The sequence below is a fragment of the Duganella violaceipulchra genome, assembly GCF_019166075.1.
GTDB classification, from domain to species: Bacteria; Pseudomonadota; Gammaproteobacteria; order Burkholderiales; family Burkholderiaceae_D; genus Rugamonas; species Rugamonas violaceipulchra.
In genome coordinates this window covers 21,959-45,520 of the sequence record NZ_JAHTGR010000002.1, presented here as the reverse complement: position 1 = coordinate 45,520, position 23,562 = coordinate 21,959, and the positions used below count along the sequence as shown (strand labels likewise).

The window sequence follows — 23,562 nt, the reverse complement described above, 5'->3', positions numbered from 1 at the left end:
AATACTGGATCGATTCCTGCTTATTCTCTTTTTGAAGGAAGGGTTTCTGTTTGCCTTGTTCTTCATTATAAATTTTTACTTCGGAAATTTTAAATAAGAGAGACCATCATGAATGCGAAAATACTGAAGAAAAAAACGCTAGCAGCCGCCATCTGTTTGACGGTTGCGGGATTCGGGGCTGCCGGCAGTGCGCAAGCGACCGCCATAGCGTTTGCTGAAAACAGGCTGACCAATTTTGCGATAACGTCGAGCCCGGGTTCCAACATTAGCGTGACAGGTACGCCGCAACGCAATACCAGCAACTTTGCGACGTTCACCGGATTCCCCGGGGCGGTCTTTCAAGACCCTGTGCCGCTGGGGAACGCTTCGGATGCGCTGGAAGCTTTTTCGGGTACGGGGCCCGTGCCCGGCCAGAACAACTACGTTTTTTTGGCGGGTTCCAGTGGCGGTATGGTTGGCTCCCGCGGCGATAGCGATACAGCGGCCGGCAACCCGTTCGCTCCCGGCGGAGTTCCCCAAGTAAATAATGTCGCCGAGGCGCGGGTCACCACCGGCGCCGGTAAAGCGGGATCGTCGGGAGGGATGAATACCGCGAACGCCGCCATCGCGTTTTCTTTTGTGCTGGCGGGCCCGGGCACCATCACCTTCAATTTCAGTGATGTATACCGGTATTACGCGTCCACCACCACCAACGGCGAAGGCGCGCAGGGCACTATTGCGAACATCTTCACGATTAACGATGCTGCCGGCAATACGGTCTTCAACGACAGCCAGGCAGTGCTCAACGTGAATTGCGCATCCAACAGCGGTGTGCCCAGCGTTTGCGACTCGGGTCTGCTCAGCGGAACGTTCTCGGATACGTCGGGACTGCTGAGCGCCGGGAATTACACCGTCAGCCTGCTGACCAGCAGCGCGGCAACTGTCACATCGCTGGCAGCCGTGCCGGAACCGGCCACCCTGCTCTTGCTCGGCGGCGGCTTGGGCGCGATGGCGTTTGTGCGGCGCCGTAGCGCGGCTCATTGCTAGCCGCATTGCTTGTCTTACTACTGGCATATCCGGCAAATAATCCAGGATTTCCCGGATTTTTTTGCCGGTGTGGAATGTCGCGGCGTTTCCGCGCTTACCGTATCTGTCGTTCGTCCTGCCCGAGGGCGAACTTCATCGCTCGCAGCTTGAGTTCTGTTTCCGCGAATTCGCTTTCCGGTTCCGAATCGCCAACGATGCCGCAGCCAGCGAATAAGGATGCTTCATTATTTTTCACCAGCACGGAACGTAGCGCCACAGCAAATTCTCCTTGTCCTTGCGCGTCCATCCATCCGACCGGCGCCGCAAACCAGCCGCGATCGAGCTGCTCGTGGCTGCGCAAATACGCCAGCGCCGTCGCGCGTGGAAGTCCGCCGACGGCAGGAGTGGGATGCAGCGCCGCGACCAGGTCGAGCACATGGGCGTCGCTACGCAAGCGCCCGGCGATCGGCGTATACAAATGCTGTACGTTTTGGAGTTTAAGCAGGACCGGTTGCGAGGGGATGTCCAGATTCTCGCAGTAGGCATCCAGCGCGTTGCGCAGCATTTCCACCACCAGCGCGTGCTCGTGCCTGTCCTTGTTACTGTTCAGAAGTTGCTCGCCCAGCAGTTGATCTTCCGGGACAGAACGGCCCCGGCGGCAAGTACCGGCGAGCGCGGTGACGTCCACCGTTTTCGCATGCAGCCGCACCAGCCTTTCTGGCGTGGCGCCCAGGAAGCAGCTGTCTCCCCGCGAAATAGCGAACAGGTAGGCCTGAGGGTAAATGTCTTGCAGCCTTTGCAAGGCGTGCCGGACGGCGAATGGCCGCGTGCCGACCGCTTGTACTTCCCGCGCCAGTACCACTTTCTGGATGGCGCCGCCGCGTATGGTGGCCGCCGCATCCCGCACCAGCTGTTTCCATTGCGTGGCCGGCAGGATGTTGCGGTAATGTAGCTGATCCGGTGTGCTTGTCACTTCCGCATCCGGTTCAGTGCGGCCAAGTAGTTGCAGCCAGAGCTGCTCCAACCGCGCGGCTTCCGGCGCCGGCTGTTGGTCCGCCTCGACGATGATATTCACCGTCAGATAGCTGGCGTCCATCGCTTTCGTTAATTGCAATTTCGGAAGTATCAACGAGGCATCCGCGAACCCGTGCCAACGAGGCGTCCTGGTCTGTTCTGGATCGAAAGAAAATCCGCCGCAGAGCATGGGGCCGGCGTTCAGCTCGCCTGCCGGCTTGTCGATCAAGGCTCCGTCCAGCAAGGTGCGCCAGGCGGCAAGGACTTGCGCAAACCTGTCCTGGCCCTGGCCTTCGAGCACCCGGGCGGCATCGACACCGATCAGCGCGAAGTTGGCTGTTCCCTGCGTCCATAAAAACGTCGGGCTTGTTGAAGTGTGGGCGGCGTCGAACACCTTGATCGGATCGAAAGCGTCGATGCGCTGGGTTACGCTGACCAACACGGGGCGGCCTGCCGCTTTTGCCCGCTCATGCCCCGCGTCCAGCGCCTGTCTTAAGTTGCCGCGATCAAGGGACAAGCCGCGCGCTGTCGATCGATAATAGAGTATCTGTTCATTGATAAACCAGGTTATCAGTTCGCGAAATATTCTTTCGATAAAGTCCGGCTCAAGTCCGGCTTTCACGGCCCACATGCGTCTTGGCGGTATCATCGCCGCCACCCGCTCAGGCGCAGGTATACTTTTTTCATCGGCCTTGAATGCCGATGCGGCTTTGACGTAATCGAGGCGGCTGCCAAGCGCGGCAATAATCTGCGCATCGAGCCGGTCAATCTCCGTGCGTACATCGTCCAAACTCAGACATTCTTTTGGAAGTTTCATGTTGACTATTCCAAATCAAGATGAGTTGACATACTCAGTACCGCATGCACTGTTCCCGAGAGGTTAGACGGGCCCGATCGTAGAAAGTTCCGATCGAAAGTCCTGATTTTTTAGTTGTCAGTGTGTACTCAGTGTTGCCCTACAAGCTGGCCAGATTTTTGAATTGCGCGGCGCGGCGGCGCGAGACTTCCACCATCAAGGCGTCGCGCAGGGTCAGGTCCAGGCCGCCGGCCTCGTTGGGGGCGGCGCGTTCTACGTAGTCCAGGTTGACGATATGGCGCCGGCTGGCGCGGAAGAAGCGTTGCGGGTCCAGCCGCTCCTCCAGGTGGTTCAGTGAGCGCAGCATCAGCGGCTTGTGGTGGTCAAAGTAGACGCGCGTGTAATTGCCGTCCGATTCGAACAACCGCACATCCTGCAGACCGACAAACCAGCATCGCTCGCCGTCCTTGATGAACAGCTTCTTGGCCGCCGTCGGCGCCACGGCCGATACGCCAGCCGCCGCATAGGCCAGCGCGCGGCTGTGGCGCAATGAACAGCGTTGCAAGGCCGCCGCCATGCGCGTCGCCTGGATCGGCTTTTGCAGATAGTCCAGCGCATTGACTTCGAAGGCCTGCAACGCATACTGGTCGAACGCCGTGGTGAAGATCACCTCCGGCGCCTCCTCCAGCGCGGCCAGCATATCGAAGCCGCTACCGCCTGGCATCTGCACGTCGAGGAACACCAGGTCCGGCTTGAGCGCGGTGATCTGCTGGATGCCATCGGCCGCGTTGACGGCCTCGCCGACGATTTCCACTTCAGGGTGCGCCGCCAGCAAACGGCGCAGTTCCGCGCGCGCCAGGCGTTCGTCGTCGATCAGCAATGCGCGCATCAAGCGGCCTCCGGCAAGGTCATCGTGGCGCGTACCCAGCCACTGTTTTCAGTCAGATCCAGGCTGGCGTTGGCGCCCAGTGCCAGCGCCAGGCGCTTGCGGGTGTTGACCAGGCCAACCTTGGTGGAATTCGCGAACGGCAGGATCGCGCCCAGATTGGCGATCTCGATATGGATCTTGCCGTCGTCCATGCGCTGCGCGCGGATGCGGATCTCGCTGCCGGTGGGGCTGGTCTCGACGCCGTACTTGACGGCGTTTTCCACCAGCGTCTGCAAGGCCATCGGCGGAATGCGCACCTGGTCCAGCCCCAGTCCGATGTCCACGCTGACCCGCATGCGTTCTTCGAAGCGGATTTTTTCAATCGCCAGATAGGCCTGCACGGCTTCGATTTCAGCCGCCAGCGGCACCGTGTCGTGCTGGCCCGATTGCAGCGCGTAGCGCATCACGCTGGCCAACTGGTCGATCATCTGCGCGGCGGCGTTCTGGTCTTCGTAAATCAGCGCACGTACGCTATTCATGCTGTTGAAGAAAAAATGCGGATTGACCTGCGCCTGCAAGGCGCGCAGCTCGGCATCCTTGGCGCTGATCTCCAGCCGCAGCGCCTCCTGTTCGAAGCGGTTGGCGCGGCGCAGCGATAGCACCGCCATGTAGAAGGTGTTCCACACCAGATAAACGCCCCACCAGAACATCAACACGCCCGGCACCCAGGCCAGGCCGTGCACTTCGCCCATCGGTTTGATGACCAGGTAGCCTATCGTCTGCACGCCAGCGTGAAGGGCGCCCAGTATCAGGATGGCGACCGCCATCATCTTCCAGCTGATTCGCACGCCATGGCGGATCTGGCGCTTGAGCAGCCGGTGCCAGAGATCGGAAATCAGCAGCCCGGCCACCACGCCCCAAGCAGCTATGGCATATAGGCGGGGTGTGTGGTTGGCGCCCGGACTCATGGTCAGCATCAGCAGCGGCAGAAAGTTCCAGCCGGCCAGCTGGAACAGCCAGTACCAGTTCAGGCGCGCGAGCAGTGGGCGGTCGTTGGTCATGATGGGTTTATTTCAAAAAGTTATCGATGCGATCATACATCCAAGCCGGATCGTCGTACATGATGAAGTGGCGGGCGTTGTCGGCCAGCTCCACCTTCACGTTGGGCAGCTGCTGGTACTGGGTTTTGTACAACTGCTCGAACATCGGCTTGGTGCCGTAGTCCTTGTAGGCGATCCAGGAGCCCAGCACCAGCGTCGGCGCCTTGATGCGGCTGACTTCAGGGCGCAGGTCTTCGCTCATCATCTCGACCATGGCGTTGGTGACGGTGGCCGGGTCGGACTGCTTGCCCCAGCCGGCGGCGCGGTCGATATCTTCCTGCTTGGTGATCATGGCGTGCAGGGTTTTCATCTGGTTGCTGCGTTTTGCTTCGGCGTCCATGGATTCCATGCGAGCCCGCATGCCTGCCGCCATTTCCTTCATCTGCGCGCCGGTAATGCTGGGCATCTGGATGGCCGCCAGTGCCGGCAGCGTATCGACGATGACCAGGCGGCCTACTTGGTCGGGATGGTCCACGGCCAGCTTCATGCCCAGGAAGCCGCCCAGGCTATGGCCGATGACGATGGGATGGTCGAATTTATTGGCGGCGATGTAGTCGCTCAGTTGCTGCTCCACGGCCGGCAGCAGCGGGCCTTCGATGGCGGGCACGCCGGCGAATCCGGCCAGCGTGACGACGTGGCACTGGCGGCTGCCGCAGTAGTGGGCGACCGTGCCGTTCCACACTTCGCCGGACGAGGCCAGGCCGGGGATCAGGATCACGGGTTCGCCCTTGCCGGTCACTTCGACCTTGAAGGCTGGATGGGCTGTGGCTGCGGCAGTGCCGGCTGCGACGGCCGGTGCTGCGGCGTAGGCCAGCGCCAGGCTGGCGGCGATGGTGGCGATACGTTGGATGAGCGGGCGTTGCATGGTGACCTCCTTGGTTGTGACGTTGTGTCAAATAAGTGAGGTCATGCTATCGAACCGGCATCGCGCCGGCGACGGCTACTGGATGAGCGGTTTTTTTGAAAGGATGAGCGGTAGTTGGACAGTACCGCTGGTCCTAGTCTGCTTCGGCGCGAAGTTTGCGCCACAGCGTGGTGCGGCTGATGCCGAGGTAATCGGCGGCGGCGTCGCGGCGGCCGCCAAAGCGGGCGAGGACGGCGGTCGCGCTTTCGGCGGATGCGCGGGGCGCAGGAAGTGGTGGTGGCGCGCCGGTAGTGTCGGGCAGGGAGGCTGTGCGCGTCGCCAGTTCCGGCGCCACGCTGAGGACGAAGGCCGGCGTCAACGCCTGCAGTGGTTCTGCGGCCAGGAACAGCGCCAGGCGCTCGGTCAGGTTGCGCAGCTCGCGCACGTTGCCGGGCCAGTCGTAGCGTTGCAGCAGCGGCGCGCAGGTCGCCATCTCGGCGTGCAGGTTGGGATGCGGACGCGCGCCCAGCGAGGCCAGCGCGTTCTTCAGCGACCATTCGGCCAGCGTCATCACGTCTTCCTGCCGCGCGCGCAATGGCGGCAGCGACAGGCGCAGCACCGCCAGCCGATAGAACAGGTCGGCGCGGAAGCGGCCTTCGCGGACGCGCTGCTCCAGGTCGCAGTGGGTGGCGCTGATGATGCGCACGGTGACGGCGATTGGCCGCGTGCCGCCCACCCGCACCACCTCGCGTTCCTCCAGCACGCGCAGCAAGCGGGTTTGCAGCGTCAACGGCATTTCGCCTATCTCGTCGAGGAACAGCGTGCCGCGATTGGCCGCTTCGAACAGGCCCGCGTGGCCGCCGCGCCGCGCGCCGGTGAAGGCGCCTTCCTCGTGGCCGAACAGCTCGGACTCCAGCAGCGATTCCGCAATCGCGCCGCAATTGACGGCGACGAAGGGCCGGTTCTGGCCCAGCGTGCGCGGGCTCTCGCGGTGGATGGCCTGCGCCACCAGTTCCTTGCCGCAGCCGGTTTCGCCTTGTATCAGCACGGTCGCCGGCGATTTCGCATACAGCACCACGGACTGGCGCAGCGCCTCCATCGCCTCGGAGTCGCCGCGCAGGTCGTTGATGCCGTGCTTGGCGCGCAGCGTGTCGGCCACCACGGCGCCGCGCGTGCGGCTGCGGTTCGATTCGAGCTGCGTCAGCCGCGCCATCTCCAGCGCATCGTCGAAGGCGTGGCGGATCGAGGCGGCCGAGTAGACGAATACGCCGGTCAGTCCCGCTTCCTCGGCCAGGTCGGTAATCAGGCCGGCGCCGACGATGGCCTTGATGCCGGCCGCTTTCAGGTCGTTGATCTGGGCGCGCGCGTCTTCCTCCGTGGCGTAGGTGCGCTGTTCGACATCGAAGCCGAAGGTGTTGGCGAATTCGGCCAGTTCCGGCAGGCGCTCCTGGTAGGTGACGATGCCGATGCGGTCCGATATGCGGCGCGCCCGCGCCAGCGCCTGCATCACGTCGAAGCCACTGAACTTGGCGATCACCACCGGCACCGACAGCCGGCCTTTCAAGTAGGCCGCGTTGGAACCGGCGGCGATGACGGCGTCGCAACGCTCGGTGGCCATGCGTTCGCGGATATGGCGCGCGGCTTCGTCGAAGCCGAGGTTGATCGGTTCGATGGTGGCCAGGTCGTCGTATTCCAGCGTGATATCGCGGAACAGGTCGTACAGGCGCGAGACGGACACCGTCCAGATCACCGGTTTGTCGTTGACGTCGAAGGGCAGGGGAGTGGAATGGCGCATGTTTCAATTGTAGTTCATCTGTTTCGTTGTTTCAAATTGAAACGGTAATGAAACGTGAGAAATACGTAAGTTGTTGATTTATATGGGGGGGGAGGTCTGGCACGCCCCTTGCACTAGATACCCCAACTTCACTGCAACATTGAAAGGTCATAACATGAGTCAATACTCCGCAGGCGCCGCGTTCCGCAAAGCCGTCCAAGAAGAATCCCCATTGCAGGTGGTCGGCGCGATCAACGCCAATCACGCCCTGCTGGCCAAGCGCGCCGGCTTCAAGGCGATCTACCTGTCGGGTGGCGGTGTGGCGGCGGGTTCGCTTGGCCTGCCGGACTTGGGCATCTCCAGCCTGGACGACGTGCTGACCGACGTGCGCCGCATCACCGACGTGTGCGACCTGCCGCTGCTGGTCGACGTCGATACCGGCTTCGGCGCCTCCGCCTTCAACGTGGCGCGCACCGTCAAGTCGATGATCAAGTTCGGCGCCGCCGCGATGCACATCGAAGACCAGGTCGGCGCCAAGCGCTGCGGCCATCGTCCGGGCAAGGAGATCGTCTCCAAGCAGGAAATGGTCGACCGCATCGCCGCCGCCGTCGATGCGCGCACCGATGAGAACTTCGTCATCATGGCCCGCACCGATGCGCTGGCCGTCGAAGGCCTGGACGCCGCGATCGAACGCGCCGTGGCCTGCGTGGAAGCCGGCGCCGACATGATCTTCCCGGAGGCGATGATCAGCCTCGATATGTACAAAAAATTCGCCGCCGCCGTCAAAGTGCCGGTGCTGGCCAACATCACCGAATTCGGCGCGACGCCGCTGTTCACCGTGGACGAACTGCGCAGCGCCGATGTGGGCCTGGTGTTGTATCCACTGTCCGCCTTCCGCGCGATGAACAAGGCGGCGGAAAACGTCTACGGCGCGATCCGCCGCGACGGCACGCAGCAGAACGTGGTCGACACCATGCAAACCCGCGCCGAACTGTATGAACGCATCAACTACCACAGCTTCGAGCAGAAGCTCGACGCACTGTTCGCCGCGCAGAAAAAATAATCAGGAGACTTATAAAATGACCGAAGCTACTTTCAAACCAAAAAAATCCGTCGCCCTGTCCGGCGTCACCGCTGGTAATACCGCACTGTGCTCCGTCGGCAAAACCGGCAACGACCTGCACTACCGCGGCTACGACATCCTGGACGTGGCCAGCACCTGCGAGTTCGAAGAAATCGCCTACCTGCTGGTACACGGCAAGCTGCCGACCGCCGCCGAGTTGAAAGGCTACAAAACCAAACTGCGCTCGCTGCGCGGCCTGCCGCAAGCGCTGAAGTCCGCGCTGGAAGCACTGCCTGCATCGGCGCATCCGATGGACGTGATGCGCACCGGCGTCTCGGTCCTCGGCTGCACGCTGCCGGAAAAGGACGACCACAACGTGCCAGGCGCGCGCGATATCGCCGACCGCCTGATGGCTTCCTTCGGTTCGATGCTGCTGTACTGGTACCACTTCAGCCACAATGGCAAACGCATCGACGTGGAAACCGACGACGACTCCATCGGCGGCCACTTCCTGCACCTGCTGCACGGCGAGAAGCCATCCGAGAGCTGGGTCCAGGCGATGCACACCTCGCTGATCCTGTACGCGGAACACGAGTTCAACGCCTCCACCTTCACCAGCCGCGTCATCGCCGGCACGGGATCGGACATCCACTCCGCCATCACCGGCGCGATCGGCGCGCTGCGCGGCCCTAAACACGGCGGCGCCAACGAATTCGCCTTCGAGATCCAGAAGCGCTACGAAAACGCCGACGAAGCCGAAGCGGACATCCGCAACCGCGTCGCCAACAAGGAAGTCGTGATCGGCTTCGGCCATCCGGTGTACACCATCTCCGATCCACGCAACGTCGTCATCAAGGAAGTGGCGCGCAAGCTGTCGCAGGAAGCCGGCTCGATGAAGATGTTCGACATCGCCGAACGCCTGGAAACTGTGATGTGGGACATCAAGAAGATGTTCCCGAACCTGGACTGGTTCTCGGCGGTGTCGTACCACATGATGGGCGTGCCGACCGCGATGTTCACGCCGCTGTTCGTCATCTCGCGCACGTCCGGCTGGGCCGCGCACATCATCGAGCAGCGCATCGACAACAAGATCATTCGTCCAAGCGCGAACTACGTCGGTCCTGAAGACCTGAAGTTCGTCCCGATCAAGGACCGCAAATAATGAACCCCCAATTCCGCAAACCACTGCCGGGCACCAAGCTCGATTACTTCGACGCGCGCGCCGCTGTCGACGCGATCCAGGCTGGCGCCTGGGCCAAGCTGCCGTACACCTCGCGCGTACTGGCTGAAAACCTGGTGCGCCGTTGCGATCCGGCGACGCTCAACGCCTCGCTGTCGCAGCTGATCGAGCGCAAGCGCGACCTGGACTTCCCATGGTTCCCTGCGCGCGTGGTGTGCCACGACATTCTCGGCCAGACCGCGCTGGTCGACCTGGCCGGCCTGCGCGACGCGATCGCGCTGCAAGGCGGCGATCCTGCGCTGGTCAACCCGGTGGTGCCGACCCAGCTGGTGGTCGACCACTCACTGGCGGTCGAATGCGGCGGCTTCGATCCCGACGCCTTCGACAAGAACCGCGCCATCGAAGACCGTCGCAACGAAGACCGCTTCGACTTCATCAACTGGACCAAGAAGGCGTTCAAGAACGTCGACGTGATCCCGCCGGGTAACGGCATCCTGCACCAGATCAATCTGGAACGCATGTCGCCGGTGATCCAGGCGGTGGATGGCGTGGCCTTCCCGGATACGCTGGTCGGCACCGACTCGCATACCCCGATGGTCGATGCGCTGGGCGTGATCGCCATCGGCGTCGGCGGCCTGGAAGCGGAGAGCGTGATGCTGGGCCGCGCATCGTGGATGCGCCTGCCGGACATCATCGGCGTCGAGCTGACCGGCAAGCCGCAAGCCGGCATCACCGCCACCGACACCGTGCTGGCGCTGACCGAATTCCTGCGCAAGCAGAAGGTCGTATCGTCCTACCTGGAGTTCTTCGGCGAAGGCGCATCGCACCTGACGCTGGGCGACCGCGCGACCATCTCCAACATGGCGCCGGAATACGGCTCCACCGCAGCGATGTTCTACATCGATGAGCAAACCATCAAGTATCTCAAGTTGACCGGCCGCGATGATGAACTGGTCAAGCTGGTGGAGACCTACGCGAAGGAAACCGGCCTGTGGGGCGAAGCCCTGAAGACCGCCGAATACGAGCGCGTGTTGAAGTTCGACCTTTCTTCGGTGGTCCGCACCATCGCCGGTCCGTCGAACCCGCACAACCGCGTTCCGACCTCCGAGCTGGCCGCGCGTGGTATCAGCGGCGTGGTGGAAAACGAACCTGGCGTGATGCCTGACGGCGCGGTCATCATCGCCGCCATCACCAGCTGCACCAACACCAACAACCCCCGCAACATGATCGCCGCCGGCCTGCTGGCCCGCAACGCCAACGCGCGCGGCCTGACCCGCAAGCCATGGGTGAAAAGCTCGCTGGCGCCCGGCTCCAAGACCGTGACGCTGTACCTGGAAGAAGCTGGCCTGATGCCTGAGCTGGAGCAGTTGGGCTTTGGCGTGGTCGCTTACGCCTGCACCACCTGCAACGGCATGTCCGGCGCGCTCGATCCGGTGATCCAGAAGGAAGTCATCGACCGTGACCTGTATGCCACCGCCGTATTGTCGGGTAACCGCAACTTCGATGGCCGCATTCACCCATACGCCAAGCAGGCCTTCCTGGCCTCGCCGCCGCTGGTGGTGGCCTACGCCATCGCCGGCACGATCCGCTTCGATATCGAAAAAGATGTGCTGGGCATCGACAGCAAAGGCCAGCCGGTCACGCTGAAGGACATCTGGCCGACCGACGAAGAGATCGACGCGCTGGTCGCTTCCAGCGTCAAGCCGGCTCAGTTCAACAAGGTCTACATCCCGATGTTCGCCAAGCAGGAAGACGACGGCATCAAAGTGAAGCCGCTGTACGACTGGCGTCCGCAGACCACCTACATCCGCCGTCCGCCGTATTGGGAAGGCGCGCTGGCTGGCGCTCGTCCGCTGAAAGGCATGCTGCCGCTGGCGGTCCTGGGCGATAACATCACCACCGACCACCTGTCGCCGTCGAACGCCATCATGCTCAATAGCGCAGCCGGCGAGTACCTGGCGAAAATGGGCCTGCCGGAAGAAGACTTCAACTCCTACGCCACCCACCGCGGCGACCACCTGACCGCGCAACGCGCCACCTTCGCCAATCCAACGCTGAAGAACGAAATGGTGCGCGATGCCGACGGCAAGGTCAAAGCCGGTTCGCTGGCGCGCGTGGAGCCGGAAGGCAAAGTCACCCGCATGTGGGAAGCCATCGAGACCTACATGGAGCGCAAGCAGTCGCTGATCGTTATCGCCGGCGCCGACTACGGCCAGGGCTCGTCGCGTGACTGGGCGGCCAAGGGCGTGCGCCTGGCGGGCGTGGAGGCGATCGTGGCCGAAGGCTTCGAGCGCATCCACCGCACCAACCTGGTGGGCATGGGCGTGCTGCCGCTGGAGTTCCTGCCGGGCGTGAACCGCCTGACGCTGGCGCTGGACGGCACCGAGAGCTACGACGTGATCGGCGAGCGCACCCCGCGTTCGACGTTGACGCTGGTGGTCAACCGTCGCAACGGCGAGCGTCTCGAAGTGCCGGTGATCTGCCGCCTCGATACGGCGGAAGAAGTGTCGATCTACGAGGCTGGCGGCGTGCTGCAGCGCTTCGCCCAGGACTTCCTTGAATCCGTGAAGGCTGCCTGATCATGGCTCATACACCGCAAATCAAGATCCCCGCCACGTATATGCGTGGCGGCACCAGCAAGGGCGTGTTCTTCCGCTTGCAGGATCTGCCGGCAGCCGCGCAACAGCCGGGCGCCGCGCGCGACGCCTTGCTGCTGCGCGTGATCGGCAGTCCGGACCCATACGGCAAGCAGATCGACGGCATGGGCGGCGCCACCTCCAGCACCAGCAAGTCGGTGATCCTGTCCAAGAGCAGCAAGCCGGATCACGATGTCGACTACCTGTTCGGCCAGGTTTCCATCGACAAGGCCTTCGTCGACTGGAGCGGCAACTGCGGCAACCTGTCCGCTGCGGTTGGCGCCTTCGCCATCAGCGGCGGCCTGGTGGACGCGGACCGCATTCCACGCGACGGCATGGCCGTGGTGCGCGTATGGCAGGCCAATATCGGCAAGACCATCATTGCCCACGTGCCGATCACCAACGGCGAAGTGCAGGAGACCGGCGACTTTGAACTCGACGGCGTCACCTTCCCCGCAGCCGAAGTCCAATTGGAATTCATGGACCCGGCGGCGGAAGAAGAGGGGGACGGTGGCTCCATGTTCCCGACCGGCCAACTGGTCGACGAGCTGGAAGTGCCCGGCGTCGGCACCATGAAGGCGACCATGATCAACGCCGGCATCCCGACCATCTTCGTCAACGCGGAGGATATCGGCTACCTCGGCACCGAGCTCCAGGACGCGATCAACAGCGATCCGAAAGCGCTGGCGCGCTTCGAACTGATACGCGCCCACGGTGCGCTGCGCATGGGCCTCATCAAGCATATCGACGACGCGGCCACGCGCCAGCATACGCCCAAGGTGGCCTTCGTCGCCAAGCCGGCACCGTACACCTCGTCCAGCGGGAAGCAGGTCGCCGCCACCGACGTCGATCTGCTGGTACGCGCCATGTCGATGGGTAAGCTGCACCACGCGATGATGGGCACGGCGGCCGTGGCCATCGGCACCGCTGCGGCGATACCGGGCACGCTGGTGAACCTGGCGGCGGGCGGCGGCGTGCGCGATGCGGTGCGCTTCGGCCACCCATCCGGCACGCTGCGGGTCGGCGCGGAAGCGACGCAGCAGAACGGCGAGTGGAGCGTGACCAAGGCGGTCATGAGCCGCAGCGCCCGCGTGTTGATGGAAGGTTGGGTACGCATCCCCGGCGACACGTTCTAAGCTGAACACACCATAAAGGAGGAGACATGAATTACGCTGATTTTTATCAGCGCTCTATCGTCACGCCTGAACAATTCTGGCAGGACGAATCAGCGCTCATCGACTGGAACGCCCCATGCACGAAAGTGCTGGATTACTCCCACCCTCCGTTCGCCAAGTGGTTCGTCGGCGGACAGACCAACCTGTGTCACAACGCCGTGGACCGATGGTGCGTCAGGCAGGGCGACCAGCCAGCGCTGATCGCCATCTCCACCGAAACCAATACGGAGCGCAGCTACTCGTTCAACGAACTGCGCACCGAAGTCGAACGCTGCGCCGCGATGATGCTGGCGCTGGGCGTCGGCCGTGGCGACCGCGTGTTGATCTACATGCCGATGATCGCCGAAGCGGCGTTCGCGATGCTGGCCTGCGCCCGCATCGGCGCGATTCACTCAGTGGTGTTCGGCGGCTTTGCCGCCAACAGCCTGGCCAGCCGCATCGACGATGCGCGGCCGGTGCTGATCATCTCCGCCGATGCCGGTTCGCGCAACGGCAAGGCCATCCCCTACAAGCATTTGCTGGACGAGGCGATCGAACTGTCATCCGCCAAGCCGGCCAAGGTGCTGCTGGTGGACCGCAACCTGGCGGCTATGGAACTGGTGGCAGGCCGCGACGAGGACTGGGCCACTCTGCGCGCCGCACACATGGATGCGCACGTGCCGGTGACCTGGCTGGAGTCGAACGAGCCTTCCTACATCCTCTACACCTCCGGCACCACCGGCAAGCCGAAAGGCGTGCAGCGTGACGTCGGTGGCTACGCGGTGGCGCTGGCGTCGTCGATGAGGTACAACTTCTGCGGCAAGGCCGGCGAGACCTTCTTCGCGACCTCCGACATCGGCTGGGTGGTCGGCCACTCCTACATCGTCTACGGCCCGCTGATCGCCGGCATGGCGACCATCATGTACGAAGGCTTGCCGGTCTGTCCGGACGCCGGCATCTGGTGGAGCATCGTCGAGAAGTACAAGGTCACGCGCATGTTCTCGGCGCCGACGGCGATCCGCGTGCTGCGCAAACAGCCGCCGGAGTTCATGCGCAAGTACGACCTGTCGTCGCTGTGCGCGCTGTACCTGGCCGGCGAACCGCTGGACGAAACCACCTCGCAATGGATACACGATGAACTGGGCGTGCCCATCATCGACAATTACTGGCAGACTGAAACCGGCTGGCCCATCCTGTCGATCGCCAAGGGCGTCGAGGACAAGCCGACGCGCCTGGGCAGCCCCGGCGTGGCGATGTACGGCTACAAGGTCAAACTGCTCAACGAATCGACCGGCGAGGAATGCGCCGCCAACGAGAAGGGCGTGGTGGTGATCGACGGCCCGCTGCCGCCGGGCTGCATGCAGACCGTGTACGGCGACGACCAGCGATTTGTCGATACCTACTGGTCCACCTTCGATGGCCAGCAGGTGTATTCGACCTTCGACTGGGGTGTGCGCGACGAAGACGGCTACTACTTCATCCTCGGCCGCACCGACGATGTGATCAACGTCACCGGTCATCGCCTGGGCACGCGCGAGATCGAGGAATCCATCTCCAGTCACGCCAACGTTTCCGAGGTGGCGGTGGTGGGCGTGGAGGACAAGCTCAAAGGCCAGGTGGCGGTTGCCTTCGTCATCGTCAAGGATGCAACGCGTGTCGCCAGTGATGAGGGGCGCGCGGCGCAGGAGCGGGAAATTCTCGGCGTGGTCGATCATCAGCTGGGCGCCGTCGCGCGGCCGTCGCGCGTGTACTTCGTACCGCAGTTGCCCAAGACCCGCTCCGGAAAACTGCTGCGTCGTTCGATCCAGGCCATCTGCGAAGGCCGCAACCCCGGCGACCTGACGGCGATCGAAGATCCTGCTTCGCTCCAGCAGATACAACGTGTTCTGCAAGCGGGTGTGGTGAAATAGCCTGCGCGTAAGGGGGCGGTAAGTCTCGCGGTTTATTGTGGTCACAAGCTCGAAAAGAAAAGAGTACTGGCCACATATCAAATCACAGGAGACGCGCCATGCATGACGATCTGGTTCAAAAAATAAAGCGGGACCCCAACTACCATCAGCTGGTCAGGGTCCGCTCCCGTTTCGGCTGGGGGCTGACGGCGGTAATGATGTTCGTTTATTACGGCTACATCCTGCTGATCGCCTTCGACAAGGAACTGCTGGCGTCGAAAACCGGCGCCGGCGTGATGACCTGGGGCATGCCGCTTGGCCTGTTCGTGATCGCGTTCACGGTGCTCGTCACCGGCGTGTATGTCCGCCGCGCCAACAAGCAATTCGACGACCTGACCCACGCCATTCAAGAACGGGTGCGGGCATGAGCGCCGCCAAACGCATGCTGCGCGGGCTCGCCGCGTTGACGCTGCTGGGCGTCTGCGGTGCGGCGCTGGCGGCCGGAGTAGATCTGGGCCAGGCGGTCAAGCAGCCAACCAACTGGACGGCGATCTCCATGTTCGGCGCCTTTGTCATCTTCACGCTGTTCATCACCAAGTGGGCGGCTGCCAAGACTAAATCGGCATCCGACTTCTACACCGCCGGCGGCGGCATCACCGGCTTCCAGAACGGCCTGGCCATCGCCGGCGACTACATGTCGGCGGCGTCCTTCCTAGGCATCTCCGCCGCGGTCTTCCTGAACGGTTACGATGGCCTGATCTACGCCATCGGCTTCCTGGTCGGCTGGCCGGTGATCACCTTCCTGATGGCGGAGCGCCTGCGCAACCTGGGCCGCTTTACCTTTGCCGACGTCGCCGCCTACCGCTTCAAGCAGGCGCCGATCCGCATCTTCTCCGCCTCCGGCACGCTGGTGGTGGTGGCCTTCTACCTGATCGCGCAGATGGTCGGCGCGGGGCAGCTGATCAAACTGCTGTTCGGTCTTGAATACTGGATCGCGGTGGTGCTGGTCGGTTCGCTGATGATGATCTACGTGCTGTTCGGCGGCATGACCGCCACCACCTGGGTGCAGATCATCAAGGCGGTGATGCTGCTCGGCGGCGCCACCTTCATGGCCTTCGTGGTGATGGCGCAGTTTAACTTCAGCCCTGAGGCGCTGTTCGCCAAATCGGTCGAGATCCACGCCAAGAAGGACGCCATCATGGGCCCCGGCACCTTCATCAAGGACCCTGTGTCGGCGATCTCGTTCGGCATGGCGCTGATGTTCGGCACCGCCGGCCTGCCACACATCCTGATGCGCTTCTTCACCGTGCCTAGCGCGAAGGAAGCACGCAAGTCGGTGTTCTGGGCCACCAGCTGGATCGCTTACTTCTACGTGCTGACCTTCATCATCGGCTTCGGCGCCATCGTTTTGGTGAGCACCAATCCGGAGTTCAAGGACGCCGCCGGCAAACTGCTGGGCGGGAACAACATGGCGGCGATCCACCTGGCCAAGGCGGTGGGCGGCAATGTCTTCCTCGGCTTTATCTCGGCCGTGGCTTTCGCCACCATCCTGGCGGTGGTGGCCGGCCTGACGCTGTCCGGCGCCTCGGCGGTGTCGCACGACTTGTACGCCACCGTGATCATGAAGGGCAAGGCCAGCAGCGCCAAGGAGCTGCATGTGTCGCGCCTGACCACCGTTGCGCTGGGCGTGGTCGCCGTCGTGCTGGGCATCGTGTTCGAGAAGCAGAACATCGCGTTCATGGTGTCGCTGGCCTTCGCCATCGCCGCTTCGGCCAACTTCCCGGTGCTGTTCATGTCGGTGTTGTGGAAGAACTGCACCACTCGCGGCGCCACCGTGGGCGGCTTCATCGGCCTGACCACTGCCGTGGTGCTGACTGTGGTGTCGAAATCGGTGTGGGTCGATGTGCTGGGACATACCGACGCGCTGTTCCCTTATGCCTCGCCGGCTATCTTCTCGATACCTGCGGCCTTCGCCAGCATCTGGCTGTTCTCGGTGCTCGACAAGAGCCCGCGTGCACGCATCGACCGCGCCGGCTACGAGGCGCAGGAAATGCGTTCCGAGACCGGCATCGGCGCCGCCGGAGCCGCCGCCCACTGATGTAATTGACAAGTGATCGGATGACGACAATGCCCGGCTCTCCGGGCATTGTCGTTTTTAGGGGCGCCGCTCGGTGCGCGCGATGGCTAATGCGCCCAATGTGGTTTATGATCTGCCAACTATGCTGCCGGAAAGTAACGGGCGAGGCGGCATTTTTTTTGGGTGCCATTGGTGTACATGAATCGAGTTTCGACCAATCCTGATTTTGTAGCAGACGCGCTGGCGCTGATCGGCGTTCCCGCGTGCGCCTACGGCACTGATGGCGTGGTGCTGGCTGCCAATCCGGAGCTGGTGGATTTGCTGGGTTTCGATCCCGCCGGGCGGCCGATGGTCGACCTGTTCGCGCGCCACGTGCGCGGCGCCGGCGTCAAGGCGCTCGACGCGGCACTCGATCCGTCCAATGCCGGCCAGCGCTGGGATAGCTGCCTGACCTGCGCCAACGGCCAATACCTGTCGGTGCAAGCCTGGAGCAAGCCGCTGCCGGCCAGTTCGGCGGTGCAGGGCGCCACCATCGTCTTCCACGACATCAGCGCGGTGGAGCGCGACCAGCGCGCCTTGCGCAAGACGCTGCTGGAGCAGCAGGCCATCCTGGAGAATGCCGCCGTCGGCATCCTGTTCACCAGGGACAGGGTTATCCAGGAGTGCAATATCCGCTGCGCCGAAATGCTGGGCTACAGCCGCCAGGAGCTGGAGGGCATGGCCAGCGTGACCGTTTATCCGAGCGAAGCGGACTTTGTCGACTTGGGGCGCAAGGCCGCGCCGCCGCTGTCGCAGGGCTTGTCCTTCATGCAGGAGGCGCAGTTGCGCCGCAAGGACGGCTCGCTGTTCTGGGCCCGCCTGTTCGGTCGCGCCATCGATCCTATCCATACCGCCGAAGGCACGGTGTGGATCATGGAAGACATCAACGAGCACCGCATCGACGAAGAGAAGCTGCGCCGCGCGCTGCTGGAGATGCAGGCCATCATGGACAGCGCGCCGCTGGCGATTGGCTTCCAGCGCGATAACCGCATCCTGCGCTACAACCACCGCTTCGCCGAATTCTTCGGCTTCAACGACGATGGCGGCGTCGGCCAGCTGACGTCGACGCTGTATCCGTCGCAGGAAGCGTACGACGCGGTGGTGCGCAAGGCGCGCCCGCTGCTGGCGCGCGGCAAACCGTACCAGGCCGAGATGGAGATGCGGCGCCAGGACGGCTCGACCTTCTGGGCGCACGCCTTCGGCTACGTGATCAATCCGGGCCGCACGCAGCAGGACACCATCTGGATCTTCGACGACCGCAGCGCGCAAAAGCGGCATGAAGAGGCGACCCGCCAGCTGCTGCTGGAGCAGAAGGCGATCCTGGACAACGCCTCGGTCGGCATCCTGTTCAGCAAGGCGCAGGTCATGTTGAGCTGTAATCCGCGCATGGCGGAGATGTTCGGCTACGACATCGACGAAATGGTGGGACATCCATCGGCGATGGTATTCCCGTCGCAGGAACGCTACGAGGAATTCGGTCGCGAAGCCGCGCCCTTGCTGGGTACCGGCCAGCCGTTCGAGAAAAGAGAATACGAGTTCAAACGCAAGGACGGCAGCGTGTTCTGGTGCCGCGTGCGCGCCAAGGCGGTGGACGACGCGCACAGCGAAGGCGGCACCATCTGGATACTGGAGGACGTGACCAGCACGCGCCAGACGCAGATGGAGGTCGAGGCCATCATGACCAATGCCTCGATGAGCATCCTGTTCACCAAGAACCGCGTCATCACGCGCTACAACCGCGGCTTCGCCGAGATGTTCCGCTACGAGGGCGACGCCGGCTTGGGCCTGCCCGGCCGCGCACTGTATCCGTCGCAGGAGTCCTACGACAAGCTGGGCGCGCAAGCCTATCCCTTCTTGTCGATCGGCAAGCCGTTCCAGATCGAGATGGAGATGCGCCGCTCCGACGATACCTTGATGTGGGCGCAGCTGATCGGCTACGTGGTCAATCCCGACGATCCGACCCAAGGCACGATCTGGGTGATCGAGGACCGCACCGAGCAAAAGAACGCCGAGGAATCGCTGCGCAACGCGCTGCTGGAAAACCAGGCCATCCTGGACAGCGCGGTGCTGGGTATCTCGGTGGTGGAGCAGGGCCGCAACCTGCGCTGCAACACCAAGATGGAAGAGCTGTTCGGCTATGCGCCAGGCGAGATGAACCAGCTGAGCGTGCAGGCCTTCTACGCCGACAAGGATGCGTGGGAAGCGGCGCGCGCCGCCACCGCCGACGACTTCCACGCCGGCCGCGTGCACGCCTCCGAATACCAGCTGGTGCGCAAGGACGGCAGCACATTCTGGGGCCGCTTGTCCGGCCGTCCGTTCGATCTGGCGCAGGCCACCGGGCGTTCGGTGTGGCTGGTGGACGACATCACCGAGCGGCGCGAGGCGGCCGAAGCGGTCAGCCGCGCACGCGACGACCTGGAAGTGCGGGTGCTGGAGCGCACCGCCGAACTGGCCGGCGCCAACGCGCTGCTGCAAGGCGAGATCGTCGAACGCCGCCAGGCCGAGGCGCGCGTGCACCACATGGCCTACCACGACAGCCTGACCGGCCTGCCGAACCGCGCGCTGCTGTCGGACCGGCTGGACCGCGCCATGCTGGCGGCGCAGCGTTCCGAGCGCCGGCTGGCGGTGATGTTCATCGACCTGGATCGCTTCAAGACCATCAACGATTCGCTGGGCCACATGACCGGCGACCAGCTGCTGAAGGAGGTGGCGAGCCGGCTGTGCCGCGCGGTGCGCGCCAGCGACACCGTGGCCCGCCTGGGCGGCGACGAGTTCGTGGTGCTGGTGCCGGGCATCCGTTCGTCCGAGGAGGCCAGCCATGTGGCGGAGAAAATCATCGAGGCGCTGTCGGACAGCTTCCCGCTCGAAGGCCGCAACCTGCACATCACGCCGTCGATCGGCATCTGCGTCTATCCGGACGACGGCGGCGACGTCGAGACCCTGATGCGCCACGCCGACGCCGCCATGTACCACGCCAAGGCCAGCGGCAGGAACAATTACCAGTACTTCAAGGAGGCGATGAACCAGACGGCGGCGGCGCACTTCGAGCTGGAGTCCAGCCTGCGTGGCGCGCTGGCGCAGGACGAGTTCGAGCTGTACTTCCAGCCCATCATGGACATTGGCACGCGCCGCCTGCATACGATGGAGGTGCTGCTGCGCTGGCGTCGCGGGGACGGCGAACTGGTGCTGCCGGACCACTTCATCCCCATCATCGAGGAGAACGGCCTGATTGTGCCGATCGGCGAGTGGGTGATACGCCAGGCCTGCAGGCAGAGCATGGCGTGGCAGCGCGCCGGCCTGGCGCCGGTGCCGCTGGCGGTGAACCTGTCGCCGCGCCAGTTCATGCATCGTGGGCTGATCGAGTCGATCCGCGCCATCCTCGACGAAACCGGCATCGATCCGTCGCTGATCGAATTCGAGATCACCGAGACGGCGCTGATGCAGCACGGCGAGCAGACGCTGGACATCCTGGGCCAGATCAACGCCATGGGCATCCGCTTGTCGATCGACGATTTCGGCACCGGCTATTCGAGCCTGGCCTACCTGAAGCGCTTCCCGGTCAAGAAGATCAAGATCGACCGCGCCTTCATCAAGGAACTGGAAGAGAGCGCGGAAGACCGCGCGATCGTGGCGGCGATCATCGCGCTGTCGGACAGCCTGCAGCTGTCGGTGGTGGCGGAGGGTGTGGAGACCGAGGGCCAGTACGCGCTGTTGCAGCGCAACGGCTGCCAGTATGCGCAGGGCTATCTGTTCTCGCAGCCGGTGCCGCACGCGACGGCCCAGCTGCTGCTGCCAAGGCTTTAGTTAGTCCAGCGTGGCGATCACCGGCGCGTGGTCGGACGGCTGTTCCCACTTGCGCGGCGCGCGGTCGATCACGCAGGCGCTGCAGCGGGCCACCAGCGCCGGTGATAGCAGGATGTGGTCGATGCGCAGGCCTTTGTTGAGACGGAAGCCCAGCGCGCGGTAGTCCCACCAGCTGAACGATTTTTCCGGCTGTTCGAACAGGCGATAGGAATCGGTCAGGCCGATGTCGAGCAAGCGGGTGAGGGCGGCGCGCTCCTTGTCGGACACCAGCACCTGGCCGGCCCACGCGGCCGGGTCGTGGACGTCGCGGTCTTCCGGCGCGATGTTGTAGTCGCCCAGCACCGCCAGTTGCGGATGCAGCGCCGCCTCTTCCTTGATCCAGTCGTGGAAAGACGATAGCCAGCCCAGTTTGTACTCGTACTTGTCGGAATCGACGCTCTGGCCGTTGGGCACATAGGCGCACACCACGCGCACGCCGTCGATGGTGGCGGCCAGGATGCGCTGCTGCGGGTCTTCGTAGCGCGGATTGTTCTTGACGACGTCGGCGATCGGCAGTTTGGACAGGATGGCCACACCGTTGTAGGTCTTCTGGCCGCTATAGGCGACCTGGTAGCCGGCGGCCTCGATGGCGGCCACCGGAAACTTGTCATCCGTTAATTTTGTTTCTTGGATGCAGAGGACATCGATGGGGTTCTCCTCTAGCCATTTCAAGACGTGCGTCAGGCGAACGTTGAGTGAGTTAACATTCCATGTGGCTATTTTCATCTGAGTCAGTGTCCTTGCGGGTTTTGGGGGAGGCGTTAGCCTATATGACCGAATCTTACAGCATCTTGATTTAACACATAGGATTGTTAATTTGACGATTTTTATAAAAAAACATGAAAAAGTCTTTCGTGCGGGCACTGTCAGCGCCTAAAATGTTGCAAAATGTGTGAAATTAAAAAAAAATTGCTAGGAATGTCTCCTTGTTGTCAAAATAGAACGGTAAATAAAGACAAAGTAAGCAAAAGAGAAATATACTGATACAAATTGGGTGGAAAACTTGTGTTTCTGTCGAGCAATCAAAAATAGTAGTGTCCAGGGTTCATTTTTGTGTTGTAACTTAACAAGAAATGGTACTATAGGGAAATTACTTGTGGTTTTAACAGTGAATTGCGCGTAGCGCATTTACAAAGGAATTAAAATGCGAGCTGCATTCGAGACGTGGGCGCAGAAAGACGGTCACATCGTCCGACGCCGGGAAGACAAACCAGAAGAGTATCTGGTTTTTGAAACGCAACGCCGCTGGGTCATCTGGCAGGCTGCGTTGGAGCACGGCAAAACGCCGGGCGGCCGCAAGACGGCTGCACAAAAGGAAGCCGCCGCGCTGGAAAAGGCCAAGGCTGCCGTTCAACGTCCGCCGGCCATCAATTCCGACGAGGCTGCGGTGCGCAACCAGGTATTGAACGAAGTGCTGGATGCGTTCTCCACCCTGGGCGGCGAACGCGGCATGGACGATATCCTGAAAGTGGTACAGGGTCTGAAGAAGAAGCAGCAGGAGCAGGCGGAAGAACGCGTTGCCGCGGCTGAGCCGGTACGGCATAACGCCTGACCGGGATGCGCTTCAGGCACTACAAAGGGGGCCTCTACGAGTTGGTATGCGAGGCCACCCTGGAATCCGATCTCAGTACCATGATCGTCTATCGCGCCGCGAACGGATCCATCTGGACCCGGCCGAAAGACGTGTTTTTTGAAATTGTCGAAGTCGATGGCGTAAAAGTGCAACGCTTTACGCCGCTTGATTGAGCATATAGAACCGCTCGCGGGCTGCTACACTGGGCTGACCCACTAACCCTGAGGCAGACCATGTATTTCCGCCCCGTTGCAGCGGCACTTGTACTGCCGGCCCTGATAGCCGGCTGTGCTTCCCTGACTGAATCCACCCAACAAAACGTGCTGGTGCAAACCGTGCTCGATCATCGCGAGATCGCCGGCGTCGGCTGCGTGCTGTACAACGATGTCGGCAAATGGTTTGTGACCACGCCGGCGCGCATCACGCTGCGCAAGAGCGCGGGCGCGCTGCGCATCGACTGCCAGAAAGAGGGCACGGGCTGGGCCTACGAGAAGGTCGACTCCAAGGTGGACGGGAATCTGTGGGGGAATCTGGCACTGACCGCTGGCGTGGGCTACTTCATCGACAAGAACACCGGCGCCGGCTACGACTATCCCGCCACGCTGACGGTGGTGATGCATGCGGACGCCCAGCGCGACGGCCTGCCGCCACCCGCCCCCGGCGTGACCTTGTACTGATCCGTGTTGCCTTTCAGGTAGGAATATTCC

General features: G+C 62.8%; 18 protein-coding genes. 12 read left to right on the top strand and 6 right to left on the bottom strand.

All coding sequences use genetic code 11. From position 1 onward, the window contains the following. Positions 1–108: 108 nt before the first annotated feature. Complete coding sequence (locus KVP70_RS03080; RefSeq protein WP_217940577.1) at positions 109–1,026, top strand: EDSAP-1 family PEP-CTERM protein; 918 nt, start codon at positions 109–111, stop codon at positions 1,024–1,026. Between the two features lie 94 nt (positions 1,027–1,120). Here the strand turns inward: KVP70_RS03080 and KVP70_RS03075 are convergent, their stop codons facing one another. The 5 genes from KVP70_RS03075 to prpR all read right to left on the bottom strand — a co-directional run bounded on the left by KVP70_RS03075 (position 1,121) and on the right by prpR (position 7,422). Then, a complete protein-coding gene (locus tag KVP70_RS03075) occupies positions 1,121–2,836 on the bottom strand; it encodes an isochorismate synthase (protein ID WP_217940575.1) in 1,716 nt (571 codons plus the stop codon). 139 nt (positions 2,837–2,975) lie between these two features. Continuing rightward, positions 2,976–3,704, bottom strand: coding sequence for a LytR/AlgR family response regulator transcription factor (locus KVP70_RS03070; protein WP_217940573.1), 729 nt, complete (start codon positions 3,702–3,704; stop codon positions 2,976–2,978). Then, complete coding sequence (locus KVP70_RS03065) at positions 3,704–4,744, bottom strand: sensor histidine kinase (RefSeq protein ID WP_217940571.1); 1,041 nt, start codon at positions 4,742–4,744, stop codon at positions 3,704–3,706. The genes KVP70_RS03070 and KVP70_RS03065 overlap by 1 nt, the downstream gene beginning before the upstream one ends. A 7-nt stretch (positions 4,745–4,751) precedes the next feature. Then, on the bottom strand, positions 4,752–5,648 hold the full coding sequence (locus tag KVP70_RS03060) for an alpha/beta fold hydrolase (RefSeq protein WP_217940562.1): 897 nt from the start codon (positions 5,646–5,648) through the stop codon (positions 4,752–4,754). Between the two features lie 133 nt (positions 5,649–5,781). Continuing rightward, positions 5,782–7,422: a propionate catabolism operon regulatory protein PrpR gene (prpR, locus tag KVP70_RS03055; RefSeq protein ID WP_217940560.1), complete on the bottom strand. Its 1,641-nt coding sequence runs from the start codon at positions 7,420–7,422 to the stop codon at positions 5,782–5,784. 154 nt (positions 7,423–7,576) lie between these two features. On the opposite strand from prpR, the gene prpB reads away from it, so the two are divergent. The 8 genes from prpB to KVP70_RS03015 all read left to right on the top strand — a co-directional run bounded on the left by prpB (position 7,577) and on the right by KVP70_RS03015 (position 21,243). Next, complete coding sequence (prpB, locus tag KVP70_RS03050; protein ID WP_217940558.1) at positions 7,577–8,464, top strand: methylisocitrate lyase; 888 nt, start codon at positions 7,577–7,579, stop codon at positions 8,462–8,464. A gap of 16 nt (positions 8,465–8,480) precedes the next feature. Beyond that, entirely contained in the window at positions 8,481–9,626 is a 1,146-nt protein-coding gene (gene prpC / locus KVP70_RS03045; RefSeq protein WP_217940557.1) for a bifunctional 2-methylcitrate synthase/citrate synthase, read from the top strand. Next, positions 9,626–12,223: a Fe/S-dependent 2-methylisocitrate dehydratase AcnD gene (gene acnD / locus KVP70_RS03040; RefSeq protein ID WP_217940555.1), complete on the top strand. Its 2,598-nt coding sequence runs from the start codon at positions 9,626–9,628 to the stop codon at positions 12,221–12,223. Before prpC ends, acnD begins: the two co-directional genes overlap by 1 nt. A gap of 2 nt (positions 12,224–12,225) precedes the next feature. Continuing rightward, the gene (gene prpF / locus KVP70_RS03035) at positions 12,226–13,416 is read left to right on the top strand and encodes a 2-methylaconitate cis-trans isomerase PrpF (protein WP_217940554.1); all 1,191 of its coding nucleotides are present in this window, start codon (positions 12,226–12,228) and stop codon (positions 13,414–13,416) included. Between the two features lie 26 nt (positions 13,417–13,442). After that, positions 13,443–15,344, top strand: a complete 1,902-nt coding sequence (locus KVP70_RS03030; RefSeq protein ID WP_217940553.1) for a propionate--CoA ligase — start codon at positions 13,443–13,445, stop codon at positions 15,342–15,344. 98 nt (positions 15,345–15,442) lie between these two features. Next, positions 15,443–15,751, top strand: a complete 309-nt coding sequence (locus KVP70_RS03025) for a DUF485 domain-containing protein (protein ID WP_217940552.1) — start codon at positions 15,443–15,445, stop codon at positions 15,749–15,751. Beyond that, positions 15,748–17,421 (top strand): cation acetate symporter, encoded by a 1,674-nt coding sequence (locus tag KVP70_RS03020; protein ID WP_217940551.1) that lies wholly within the window; start codon positions 15,748–15,750, stop codon positions 17,419–17,421. The genes KVP70_RS03025 and KVP70_RS03020 overlap by 4 nt, the downstream gene beginning before the upstream one ends. Positions 17,422–17,598: 177 nt before the next feature. After that, positions 17,599–21,243, top strand: coding sequence for a sensor domain-containing protein (locus KVP70_RS03015; RefSeq protein ID WP_217940550.1), 3,645 nt, complete (start codon positions 17,599–17,601; stop codon positions 21,241–21,243). Here KVP70_RS03015 and xth read toward each other — a convergent pair whose 3' ends face one another. Beyond that, positions 21,244–22,008, bottom strand: coding sequence for an exodeoxyribonuclease III (xth, locus tag KVP70_RS03010; protein ID WP_217940548.1), 765 nt, complete (start codon positions 22,006–22,008; stop codon positions 21,244–21,246). Positions 22,009–22,426: 418 nt separating this feature from the next. Here xth and KVP70_RS03005 point away from each other — a divergent pair, with 418 nt between their 5' ends. The 3 genes from KVP70_RS03005 (at position 22,427) to KVP70_RS02995 (ending at position 23,532) form a co-directional block, all read left to right on the top strand. Then, positions 22,427–22,834, top strand: a complete 408-nt coding sequence (locus KVP70_RS03005) for a phiTE_015 family protein (protein WP_020705646.1) — start codon at positions 22,427–22,429, stop codon at positions 22,832–22,834. Positions 22,835–22,839: 5 nt separating this feature from the next. After that, a complete protein-coding gene (locus KVP70_RS03000; RefSeq protein ID WP_020705647.1) occupies positions 22,840–23,028 on the top strand; it encodes a DUF1653 domain-containing protein in 189 nt (62 codons plus the stop codon). 147 nt (positions 23,029–23,175) lie between these two features. Further along, entirely contained in the window at positions 23,176–23,532 is a 357-nt protein-coding gene (locus KVP70_RS02995; protein ID WP_332844197.1) for a hypothetical protein, read from the top strand. Positions 23,533–23,562: the final 30 nt, after the last annotated feature.